At 50.4% G+C, this 11450-nt stretch carries 13 protein-coding genes; 7 read left to right on the top strand and 6 right to left on the bottom strand.

Going from position 1 to position 11450, the window contains the following annotated elements:
• A partial coding sequence (tsf, locus tag BZG83_RS08325; protein WP_077480086.1) for a translation elongation factor Ts occupies nt 1–794 on the bottom strand: 794 nt, incomplete at its 3' end.
• 132 nt (nt 795–926) lie between these two features.
• Nucleotides 927–1655 carry a 30S ribosomal protein S2 gene (gene rpsB, locus BZG83_RS08320; protein WP_069588601.1) on the bottom strand — a complete coding sequence of 243 codons (729 nt, stop codon included), beginning with the start codon at nt 1653–1655 and terminating at the stop codon, nt 927–929.
• Nucleotides 1656–2113: 458 nt separating this feature from the next.
• Here rpsB and map point away from each other — a divergent pair, with 458 nt between their 5' ends.
• The 3 genes from map to BZG83_RS08305 all read left to right on the top strand — a co-directional run bounded on the left by map (nt 2114) and on the right by BZG83_RS08305 (nt 6061).
• Entirely contained in the window at nt 2114–2908 is a 795-nt protein-coding gene (map, locus tag BZG83_RS08315; protein WP_069588600.1) for a type I methionyl aminopeptidase, read from the top strand.
• A 53-nt stretch (nt 2909–2961) separates the two neighbouring features.
• Nucleotides 2962–5583, top strand: a complete 2622-nt coding sequence (gene glnD / locus BZG83_RS08310; protein ID WP_077480085.1) for a bifunctional uridylyltransferase/uridylyl-removing protein GlnD — start codon at nt 2962–2964, stop codon at nt 5581–5583.
• A 100-nt stretch (nt 5584–5683) separates the two neighbouring features.
• Nucleotides 5684–6061 (top strand): DUF3461 family protein, encoded by a 378-nt coding sequence (locus BZG83_RS08305; RefSeq protein ID WP_069588596.1) that lies wholly within the window; start codon nt 5684–5686, stop codon nt 6059–6061.
• 67 nt (nt 6062–6128) lie between these two features.
• On the opposite strand, the gene truC is transcribed toward BZG83_RS08305, so the two are convergent.
• Nucleotides 6129–6884 (bottom strand): tRNA pseudouridine(65) synthase TruC, encoded by a 756-nt coding sequence (gene truC, locus BZG83_RS08300; RefSeq protein ID WP_077480084.1) that lies wholly within the window; start codon nt 6882–6884, stop codon nt 6129–6131.
• Nucleotides 6881–7201, bottom strand: coding sequence for a YqcC family protein (locus BZG83_RS08295; protein ID WP_069588592.1), 321 nt, complete (start codon nt 7199–7201; stop codon nt 6881–6883). Before BZG83_RS08295 ends, truC begins: the two co-directional genes overlap by 4 nt.
• A 140-nt stretch (nt 7202–7341) precedes the next feature.
• Here BZG83_RS08295 and BZG83_RS08290 point away from each other — a divergent pair, with 140 nt between their 5' ends.
• From BZG83_RS08290 to BZG83_RS08270, 4 genes are all read left to right on the top strand, one after another.
• Nucleotides 7342–8394 carry a DUF3549 family protein gene (locus BZG83_RS08290; RefSeq protein WP_077480083.1) on the top strand — a complete coding sequence of 351 codons (1053 nt, stop codon included), beginning with the start codon at nt 7342–7344 and terminating at the stop codon, nt 8392–8394.
• Nucleotides 8384–8692, top strand: coding sequence for a DUF3301 domain-containing protein (locus BZG83_RS08285; protein WP_077480082.1), 309 nt, complete (start codon nt 8384–8386; stop codon nt 8690–8692). The genes BZG83_RS08290 and BZG83_RS08285 overlap by 11 nt, the downstream gene beginning before the upstream one ends.
• An 845-nt stretch (nt 8693–9537) precedes the next feature.
• Nucleotides 9538–9771 carry a DUF2789 domain-containing protein gene (locus BZG83_RS08275; protein ID WP_077480080.1) on the top strand — a complete coding sequence of 78 codons (234 nt, stop codon included), beginning with the start codon at nt 9538–9540 and terminating at the stop codon, nt 9769–9771.
• A 66-nt stretch (nt 9772–9837) separates the two neighbouring features.
• Nucleotides 9838–10134 (top strand): hypothetical protein, encoded by a 297-nt coding sequence (locus BZG83_RS08270; RefSeq protein WP_077480079.1) that lies wholly within the window; start codon nt 9838–9840, stop codon nt 10132–10134.
• Here BZG83_RS08270 and BZG83_RS08265 read toward each other — a convergent pair.
• Both BZG83_RS08265 and syd read right to left on the bottom strand, forming a co-directional pair.
• Nucleotides 10102–10881 (bottom strand): Zn-ribbon-containing protein, encoded by a 780-nt coding sequence (locus tag BZG83_RS08265; RefSeq protein ID WP_077480078.1) that lies wholly within the window; start codon nt 10879–10881, stop codon nt 10102–10104. The genes BZG83_RS08270 and BZG83_RS08265 overlap by 33 nt on opposite strands.
• On the bottom strand, nt 10878–11426 hold the full coding sequence (gene syd, locus BZG83_RS08260; RefSeq protein ID WP_077480077.1) for a SecY-interacting protein: 549 nt from the start codon (nt 11424–11426) through the stop codon (nt 10878–10880). The genes BZG83_RS08265 and syd overlap by 4 nt, the downstream gene beginning before the upstream one ends.
• Between the last annotated feature and the right edge of the window lie 24 nt (nt 11427–11450).

Here is an 11450-nt window from a genome sequence, read left to right as displayed (position 1 = left end):
TTCTCGATGCCTTCGCCCACTTCAAAGCGGATGAAGTTAGTCACTTCGGCACCTTTTTCTTTCAGCATTTGGCCCACAGTTTGCGCTGGGTCCATAACAAATGCTTGACCAGTCAGAGAGATTTCGCCGGTGAATTTCTTCATACGGCCAACAACCATTTTCTCTGCGATTTCAGCAGGCTTGCCTGATTGCATCGCGATATCAACCTGGATTTGTTTTTCTTTCTCAACCACGTCAGCTGGTACGTCTTCTGGGTTAACGTACTCAGGCTTAGATGCAGCAATGTGCATAGCAACGTGCTTGATGGTTTCTTCGTCAGCGTTTGCAGCTACAACCACACCGATGCGGTCGCCGTGACGGTAAGAACCTACTTTCGCGCCTTCGATGAATGAAACACGACGGATGTCCATGTTTTCACCGATTTTTGCAACTAGCTCAGCACGCTGCTGTTCGAATTTTTCTTTCAGCGCGTCGATTTCTAGGCCTTCTGCCAAAGCAGTTTCAGCCACTTGGTTAGCAAATGCAGCAAAGTTAGCATCTTTAGCAACGAAGTCAGTTTCACAGTTGATCTCAACGATCGCTGCTTTGCCTTCGTTTTCTTTAACCAGAATCACGCCTTCAGCAGCAACACGGCCAGCTTTTTTCGCTGCTTTAGCCGCACCACTTTTACGCATGTTTTCGATCGCGACTTCGATGTCTGCGTTCGCTTCAACCAGTGCTTTTTTACATTCCATCATGCCAGCGCCGGTGCGCTCGCGCAGTTCTTTAACCAGGGCAGCGGTAACAGTTGCCATTGTTCAATCCTCGATTCGAAACTATTTGGGTAAAAAACAGGGGCCCGACTTCGGCCCCTGCTAACCATACTTAGCTTACAGCATGAAAGATGACACGCTGATGGCTAAGAACGCTCACAAGGAGCTGTTGTCTTACTCAGCGACTTCAACCAGCTCGTCTTCTGCTTGCGCAACGATGTCTTGGCTACGGCCTTCTTTGTATGCGTCAGACGCTGCGTTCAGGTAAAGTTGGATAGCGCGGATTGCGTCATCGTTACCTGGGATTACGTGGTCAACGCCGTCTGGGTTAGAGTTAGTATCTACTACCGCAAATACTGGGATACCCAGGTTGTTCGCTTCTTTGATAGCAATGTGCTCGTGATCCGCATCGATAACGAACATTGCATCAGGCAGGCCGTTCATGTTTTTGATACCACCCAGAGACTTCTCAAGTTTTTCCATCTCACGAGTGCGCATCAGCGCTTCTTTTTTGGTCAGCTTTTCAAACGTACCGTCGGTAGACTGGGTTTCCAGGTCTTTCAGACGCTTGATAGACATACGAACGGTTTTCCAGTTGGTCAGCATGCCGCCCAACCAACGGTTGCTCACATAAAACTGCTCGCAGTTTTCTGCTGCCGCTTTTACCGCTTCGCTTGCTGCGCGCTTAGTACCAACGAACAGGACTTTACCTTTACGCTCACCGATTTTTGACAGTTCAGCCAAAGAATCGTTAAACATTGGTACAGTTTTCTCAAGGTTGATGATGTGTACTTTGTTGCGAGAACCGAAGATGAAAGGCTTCATCTTAGGGTTCCAGTAACGGGTTTGGTGACCGAAGTGTACGCCCGCCTTGAGCATGTCGCGCATTGAAACAGTAGCCATGATAATTTCCTCTTGGGGTTAGGCCTCCACATATCCCATTTGACCGACCCGCACAGGGCACCCCGGACAATGTGACGATATGTGTGTGATTTAAAATAAAAAGTGTTTAGTGAAATGCCATCAGGATGAAACCTGACAAAAACAGATTGATCACAATGACGGATTTCGGCGCGCTTTATACCACATAAAGTAGGCAAAAATCCAGATAAATTGCCCAAGCGAGGGCCGGTTTGTCGTATTGCCGCACCACTGCCCAAACGGCGAAAGGTGTGGTTCTGGTTTCCAGAAACCGCCCAGCTTGATACCATGTGCTCACTTCAATGTGTCTGCCCCGCGCTACCGGTGACCAAAGCGTAGCAGGTCAAAGCAGCGCATGCCTGATTTATCAGGGTGTGAGGTCCCTCACGCTCTGACGCTCATTGCCTCGATGAGCGAGACGAATTAAGTGAGAAAGCAAAATGACGATCCCAATTAAAACAGCAGAAGAAATAGAAAAAATGCGCGTTGCCGGTCGGTTGGCCGCAGAAGTGCTGGAAATGCTGGCCCCACATGTAAAGCCAGGCGTTACCACGCGTGAACTGGATGATATCGCGCACAAATATATGACTGAGGTGCAGGGCACCACACCCGCCACCTTGAATTATCACGGCTTCCCTAAGTCCATGTGTACCTCTATCAACCACGTGGTTTGTCACGGGATCCCTTGTGACGAGGATGTGCTCCAAGATGGTGATATCGTCAACATCGACGTCACCGTCATTAAAGATGGCTATCACGGCGATACATCGAAAATGTTTTTGATTGGTGAGGTCTCGTTGGAAGACAAGCGCCTTTGCCGTGTCACCCAAGAAAGCCTTTATCATGCCATCAAAAAGGTGAAGCCAGGCGCTACAGTTGGTGACATTGGTACGGCTATCCAAAAATTCATCAAAAGCAGCAACACTCGCTACTCGATCGTAAAAGAGTACTGTGGACACGGTATTGGCGCGAGCTTCCATGAAGATCCACAAGTGGTGCACTACAAAAACAACGACCGAACCATCCTCAAACCTGGTATGTGTTTTACCATTGAGCCTATGATTAACGCAGGCAAATACGGTACCGTACTAGATGAAGACGATGGTTGGACGGTTTATACCATTGATGGCAAGAAGTCAGCGCAGTGGGAGCACACCCTGTTGGTGACCGAAACTGGGGTGGAAATCTTAACGCTTCGTGAAGAGGAAACCATCCCGCGCCATATCAACCACTAAGATTCTGATAAAGGCCGGGCTTGCTCCGGCTTTTTTATGCGCAAAGGAACGCCATGACAGACACAGTGATCACGCCACAAAGTTTGACCCAAGACCAATTGAGCCCAGCGGCACTCAAAGCCCAATTTCAGCACCTCCTTGAGCAACAGAAGCAAGACTTCCTCGCCAATGTCCCGGTGCCTGAGCTGGTCTATCAGCGTAGCGATTACATGGATGCGCTGATGCAGAGGCTTTGGCAGCATTTTGGTTTTGACCAGCACCCTCACCTCGCCTTGGTTGCCGTGGGTGGCTATGGTCGGCGTGAGCTCCACCCCCTGTCTGATATTGATCTGCTATTACTTTGCCAAGGGCCGTTAGACGCGCACCAGCAACAAAAACTCAGTGAATTACTGACCTTATTGTGGGATCTCAAACTTGAAGTAGGCCATAGCGTGCGCACGGTCGATGAGTGCATCAGTGTCGGACTTGACGATCTGACGGTAGCGACCAACCTGCAAGAAGCACGCTTGTTATGCGGCAGTGAGCGGCTATTCAATGCGCTAGAGCAGCGTGTTCATGCGGATGACTTTTGGCCCAGTGAGCGTTTTTATCGCGCGAAAGTGGAAGAACAGAAAGCCCGCCATCGCCGCTATCATGACACCGCCTACAAGCTGGAGCCAGATCTGAAATCAAGCCCCGGTGGACTGCGCGACATCCACACCCTCGCCTGGATCGCCCGACGCCATTTTGGTGCCACCAGCTTGCGTGAGATGAGTCACTATGGCTTTCTTACCGATGCCGAGTATCGCGAACTGAATGAGTGCCAAAACGTACTCTGGCGGATTCGCTTCGCGCTTCATTTAGAACTGCGCCGCTATGACAACCGACTGACCTTCGCGCATCAAACCTCCGTTGCCGAATTGCTAGGCTATCGTGGCGAGGGAAATCGTGCGGTAGAGCAAATGATGAAAGACTTCTTTCGCACGCTCGGTCGGATCGGCGAGCTTAACAAGATGTTGCTGCAAATCTTCGATCAAGTGATTATCGACAATGGCCGTCCGGACCAAATCGACATGCTGAGTGACGATTTTCAGCGCCAAGGCAATGCGATCGAAGCGCGCAAACCGGCACTATTTCAAGCACGCCCTGACACCATTCTCGATATGATGCTCCATGTGGCTGACGACACCACCATAGAGGCCATATCGGCGCCGACCCTTCGCCAACTGCGCACTGCACGTCGTCGACTGAACCATTTTTTGTGTCAACAACAAGACGCTCGCGAAAAATTTATGGCCTTGGTGCGCCACCCCAATGCGCTGCATAAAGCCTTTAGTTTGATGCACCGCCACGGCATTATGTCTGCCTACCTGCCGCAGTGGAGTCAGATCGTCGGACAAATGCAGTTCGACCTGTTCCACGTTTATACCGTGGATGAGCACACCATTCGCTTGCTTAAACACATGCGCCTTTTTGACAATGAGGCCAACCGAGAACGCCACCCCATTTGTTGTGATATTTTCCCTCGACTCGCACGCCGCGAGTTACTGCTAATCGCAGCTATCTTTCATGATATCGGCAAAGGGCGCGGCGGCGATCACAGTGAAATTGGGGCCATCGAAGCCCATGACTTTTGCCTTGAGCACGGCTTATCTCGCCCTGAAGCGAATATAGTCAGTTGGCTGGTGCGAAATCACCTCCTGATGTCAGTGACTGCACAACGTCGCGATATTTACGATCCCGATGTGATCACCGATTTTGCCAAAGAAGTGCGCGATGAAGAACGGCTTGACCTGTTAGTGTGTTTGACCGTCGCCGATATCAATGCCACCAACCCTGACTTGTGGAATAGCTGGAAACGCACCTTGATTGCAGAGCTCTATTACTCGACGCAAAAAGCCTTGCGCCGAGGGCTAGAGAATCCGCCGGATGTCCGTGAACGGATCCGCCATAACCAACACTTAGCAGCGGCCATGCTGCGCAAGCAAGGGCATAGCCCGCGTGATATTGAGCTGCTTTGGCAACGTTTTAAAGCCGATTACTTTCTGCGTCATACACACAAGCAAATCGCTTGGCACAGTGAACATTTGCTCCACCATCCAAGTGATCAACCTTTGGTGTTGGTGAGTAAAAAGGCGACCCGAGGCGGAACCGAGATTTTTGTTTACTGCCCAGATAGGCCCAGTTTATTTGCGCGCGTGGTTGCCGCACTAGATAAGAAAAACCTGAGTGTCCATGATGCACAGGTCATGACCAGCAAAGACGGCCATGCACTCGATACCTTTATGGTCATGGATCAAAATGACGAGGCGATTCCCCTCGACCGTCACCCTCGGATCATCGAGGGGGTCGCCAAGGCCATTGAAGAAACGGGCAAGATCACCATTCCGCGTCGTCGAGCGCCGCAAAAACTCAAACATTTTACCGTCAAAACACAGGTGCTCTTCTTGCCAACTAAAAATGGCCGCCGTACCTTGATGGAGTTAGTGGCCCTGGATACTCCGGGGTTACTGGCTCGCGTTGGAGCTGTGTTTGCGCGACAAGGTGTCAGTGTTCATGCAGCGAAGATCACGACCATTGGTGAGCGGGCAGAAGACTTTTTTATTGTAACGGACGCCCAAAACCAAGCTCTGACATCTGAACACCAAGCGCAACTAAAAACCGCGCTAGAGAAGACGTTATCGCAAGCAAAATAGCCAAAGTGGTCACGGTAATTGGTGTGGCTGACGGGCTACACTGAGCCCTGTATCGAAACGCTGGCTCACAGCGTCTACGACGTCAACTTATGAGGTGGTTATGTACCAACAGTTAAAAAATATCGGCGTTGAGCATCCAGAGAAAATCGAGCGTTATTCACTGCGCCAAGAAGCCAGTTATGACACGCTGAAGATCTATTTTGAAAAGCAAAAAGGCGAATTGTTCGCCAAGAGCATGAAGTTTAAATATCCACGCCAGCGTAAAAATGTGGTCGTGGACAGTGGCACCGGGCGCTTTCGTGAAGTCACAGAGATCAATCGCAGCTTATCACTGGTGATTGATGAACTGGACCAAATCGTCCAGCAAGAACAAGCCGAACATGATGTAAAACAGAAGATCCTGACCGATCTACGTCATCTTGAGAAAGTCGTCGCCAGTAAAATTGCTGAAATTGAATCTGAGCTGGAAAAACTCTAAATCACACCGACAACCCAAACGCTAAGAAAGTCCAACAATGCGTCGTGCTGTTCGGCACGACGCCCTGCTAATTTCCCATTAAATCCGCGTTATCAGKCCATTGCCACGCAAACGCCTCCATTAGCACTTGCCACTGAGTGTCAATCGGCGCCGTCACCGTTAGAGACTCACCAGACACAGGGTGTTTAAAACGCATCTGGCTTGCGTGCAACAGTAGACGGTGACAATCAAAGTGGTGACGAAAAACTCGGTTGTGTCGTCCATCGCCATGAGTGGTGTCGCCAATGATCGGATGGCTGAGATGATGCATATGTCGACGTAACTGATGTTTGCGACCGGTATGCGGCTGCATCGCCACTAAACTATACCGGCTGGTCGCATAACGCCCCGTCGCAATGGGTAACTCTATCTTCGCTAATGGCTGATAGTCGGTGATCGCCGATTTCGCTTCCGGCGCTTGGCTGGCATGCTTATCGGCAATTTTGTCTTGCTCTTCCACCAGCGGATAGTCAAGCTGGCCGGCGTCTGCAATCCAGCCTCGGACGATGGCATGATAGCCCTTTTTAATCTGGTTATTGGCAAACTGTGGCATCATCGCCGAGGCAACATCACTGGATAGGGCAAACACCAAGACGCCAGAGGTGGGTTTATCGAGCCGGTGGAGTGGATAGACATGTTGACCAATTTGATCCCGTAAAGTTTGCATCACAAAACGGGTCTCACCTTTGTCCAACCAAGAGCGATGAACCAGCATGCCGGCAGGCTTATTGACCACCACCAAGTGATCGTCTTGATATAAAATACTAAGCGGCAGGTCTGTCATTGATCGGCAAACAAGCTATCAATCCGCACAACCACAGCGACCACCTCACGATGCCCGGCCTGCTCTTTCATTGCCTCTTCCACATAAGGTGAAATTTCAAAGTTACGCGGTAAGGTCTGCCCAGCGTCAATCAGTGCACGCATCTTAGGTACAAAAATCCATTGCAGCCATTCGTGACATGCCAAGGTATCGACAGCAAAAGGCTCAGTGCTCGCAAGACGCTCAGCCGACGGTGGCGTCGTTTGCCATAGCGCGTGATCATTTAGCACTTGCTCCAACTCATCAAGAAGTTGGATACATTGAAAGTGAAGACTCATTGATACCCTCATCACTTAGTGTTTACGGAAACGGCGAAGCATACCATGATCAAGCGAAAGACAACACGTACAAGGCAAGCATCTGCTGGGTGAAAACTGATATACTCCCGCCCATCAAGCGAAAACAGCGAGCGGATACCATGGAATCTTTTCACGCGCTGAGCACCCTTTTTGATCATGCCCAGTGTCAGTTTAGCGTCTACGACTTAGGCCGACGTGTTTGCCTTCTCGACGATGCAGAGTTTCGGGCCGTTGAGGCGAACCAACAACCTTACCCTTACCCACTGCGCCATCATGCGCATATGGCTGTCGCGTTCTGGCCAAAAGGCGGCGCACCTTGGGTATGGTTTTTGAAAATGCCACTGGATGAGCGAGGGCTACTCAGTCACACCGCGATGGGCGACTTTCTGCAATATGTCAGCGCGGCCATGGGGGAGAATTTAAGCGCAACGCCGAACAAAGCGCAGCGTGAGAAGCTGGCTAACAACCCTTACACCTTCACCCCAACCGATGACAAGATGGCGATGTTTCATGCTTCGCTCACCTACTCGCTCGGTCGTCCCGCTAGCCAATATTACGAACAGGCTCAACACTATTTAAACGGTGAACTCGGCTGGGATAACTGGCAAGGCATTGGCCTACAAGGCTTGGCAGATATTTGCGTGCGTATGCACGAGCAAAACAATGCCACGCGAGTAAGAAAAGCGATCGCCAATATGCCAACCACGCCGCAATATGCATTGTTGGGATGCTTGGAGCACTGCGCCTTGAGCGACAAGCTTGCTGCCACCTTGCGTACGCTATTTAGCGATTTGTGTGAGAGCCAAGAAGTCGACCTCTTTTTCGTTAGCGCACTATTGCGCGCCCATGCGGGTGCACCAAAAGCACAGCGCGATCAATTGATCCGTGCCGTATTAGATAAACGCGCACTCCACCATCAAGAGATCTTTGTCGCCATCGCGGGACGGTGCTGGGATGGATTAACCGATGATGCAGTATTGGATGCCTTTTTAATTGCGATTGCCGACCAGCATGACCCGGCGCTATTCCAACAAATCTATGCCGATCTGGTGATGATGCCTGAGCTTCGCGGTGCATTATTAAGCCGCTTGCATGGCAATACCTCTCCGGCACTGACTCAGGCGATGGCTCGTCTGCAATCGGCAGTGAAACAACCCCATCATGATCACTGATCTTGTTACCCTGTTACTCGTCTTTGTCGTCGCGATGCTGTTTTGGCAACAGCGCCGGCAAAGCGAGCACGCGCATCGATACATTCAGCATTATTGCCAACATATGGGACTTCAGGTGTTATCCATTGCGCGCGGTAAGCATCGGCTCACACACACCGATCAGGGCTGGCGCTGGGTAACACATTACTGGTTTGAATTTTCATCGACCGGGCAAGATAGCTATACCGGCCATGCGCGGTTGCGAGGATTTCGCTTAAAAAGCATCGACACGCCGGTCCATACCATGCCTGTACAATAAGGCCCATACCGACACAATCGCGCCATATTCGCGCAAATGGATAAGCTGTACTAGAGTAACAGAATGATGCACACGTCGCGCGACACGCGAGCAGTACGTGACAGGGAGTCACCGGAAAAGATGGGGTAACCGCTCATGTTTACCGGCTACAAAAAGGAAGGGCGCAGCTTGCGCCGCGCCCGAGAGTTTTACTTGCAGCTATCCTGCTACTAAAAGGTGCTCCCTGCATCATTCCTTGATCAGTCGCCGATTCCTTCAGCGTCGTTCCATGTCTCTCCGTCTTGGAGGTGTCCTTTCGTCATCCTGACAAACCGAAATTCCCGTTTTCGATAAGCTCTCCATCCTGGAGGTGTCCATGACTTCGTCCTGAAGTGTTCCTTAAGCCCTCATCCTGGGTTGTCCTAAGTCTTCCTGACGTACAAGCTTCCTGCTTGTAGAGAACGGTTCCATCCGATATCCTTCTGCAATCCTTGCCAGCGCTTCATCCTGAAGTACTGCCTCATCCTGAGGTACCGAGTCCGTGGTGATTCCTGTTCCCTGTGTCAGTTCCCTTCCGACACCGATAAGATTACGCGACTGAGCCTTTGGCACAAGGCATCACAACGTGCGCGATGTCTCAATTTTATCCCAATTATATAAAATAAAACATAAAGTATTGTTTTTATTAAACTAAAACCCAACCTCTTCTCGTTTAACCCGGTACGATTCTGCTTTTCTCCCACGCCTTTGTAAGAGATATCTCACAAGCGAACCAGCACTTTGTCCCTACCAGAGTACAAGGCAAGCTGTCTAGAGGATTGCTATAGTCAAATAATGGATGCATAGACTAGGTTTGAGGAGCGACAATGGAAACTTTCCAGCACGATTTAACGCACTTATTTGAGCAATTAGGCCTAGCAAGCGATCAGCAGGCTATCGAGCAGTTCTTAACCAGCCATTGTCTGGTCGATGGTCAATCTTTGGTAGATGCGCCGTTTTGGAACACCGCCCAACGGACTTTTATCCATGAGGCGTTACAAGAGGATGCCGATTGGGCCGAACAAGTCGACACCCTTGATGCTTTGTTGAGAAAATCTTAGATTACGACGAGGTCAGCGCGGCAGCGAGTTAGCCAAGCGCACGTATTAATGAGATTGAGAATCACGATGAGTTATCAAGCGGCACTAGAACGCGCAATCCACACCTTGGTCCAAAAAGGGCAATCAGTCACCGTGGCAAAGCTGAAAGCACAGCTCGATACCCCGGTGCCGTTGCCCCTCATTATTCAAGCGGTAAAAAGTGCCAAATCTAATTCACCGTTACCCGACATGGCCGAGGCAGAGACTGCTCCTTCAGAGGCAATGCGAATTGCGGCGCTCGAGCAGCACGTCTCCCAGCTAACGGCTCGTCTGAGCGAATTGGAAGAGCGCTTAAGTGAGCTTGAAGTCCCACGAAAGGTTTGAGACCAGACGACAAGCCTCGCACTTGAACAGGAAAATATCGTGTAGTGGTGTTTCCAATCGCCACTGTCCACCACATTTAGGACAAGGGCGCGCTAACTCACTGTCCTTATCTTTACCACCGACACGGTATTGATAATAATACGTGGGAATACCCGTGAGGTATTCAATCCGTCCACGCAAATCCCAGCCGCGTTGGAACAATCGAGTTTGCGGGTTTTCTAGCTCGTTAAGCCCGGCAAACTCCGCATCACTGGCACCCGCCATCTGCAATTCATCACACGCTTGCCATTCCGTTTGCCACTTGATCACTGACTTGTGGTCGCCATTGAAAGTTGCGGGTAAGCGATATAAAGGGATCGGCAATAAGGTATCGCCACATCGTAATGGCGAGCAGGTGTGCACAAAGGTGGTGTATAGCACCTGCCAGCTCGGCGAGGTGCTCGGCGCCGCTTGTTCGGAGTTAAGGTCTCGACCTAAAAGACGTACCTTAGGCTGAGTCAAACAGGCCTCGGACAGTTGATTCAATGCTCGCTTGACTTGAGGGCTATGAAATTTTGGCTGCAACGCATCTTCATCCGGACAAACAACCCGAAGCTGAAACTGCCCTTCTTGCATCAGTATCGGAAATTCACGCCCCAACACCTGACCGTTGTAACRCAACGCATCCATCAGGCCATTAATCGCTCGGTCAACCGCGCTTACCGTTGTATTGTCGAAGCACTCGAAGGTTAGCTCGGTGAGGATCATGATACATCAACCTCTAACACCTCAATGAATTGCTCAACATCGTCTGCCAACACCTCTCGTGAGCCTTTATTGAGTACTTCTCTCACCACTTGGCCCGTCACATTATCAATAGCAACAATCGTCATTTCATCATCAGTGGTCGCAATAAATACACTCGGGGAGCATTTACGCTGACGCTGCATCATTAAATGCCCAAGAATGTTTTCTTGTAAGCGGGCCAAGTCATCTTCACTCCACACTTGCAGCAAATTGAAGCGCTCACCGCCAAAGTGCACCGGCAAATCCGCGCAGTACATAAAGTTATAAAAGTCTTTAATGTCGCTGTGCAGACGTAACTCAATCGCATTCTCCACGTTGGTGAAGTCTGCCAAGGTATCACGCTGAACCGGTTGCCATTGCACTTGGTGGGCATTTTCGCTCTCCACACACGGTGACGCTAAGCCTAAATACGCGTCCGTGCACGGCAAGCACTGCTGCACCTTTCGCCATTTGGCAACATATTTCTGGGCTAGCGCCCAAAGGGCGTTATGTAATGTGTTCTCCATTAGCAACCTATAGCAAGATTCAGT

The organism is Salinivibrio sp. PR919 (assembly GCF_001995355.1).
Taxonomy (GTDB): Bacteria; Pseudomonadota; Gammaproteobacteria; order Enterobacterales; family Vibrionaceae; genus Salinivibrio; species Salinivibrio proteolyticus.
This window is presented reverse-complemented; position numbering and strand designations above follow the sequence as displayed.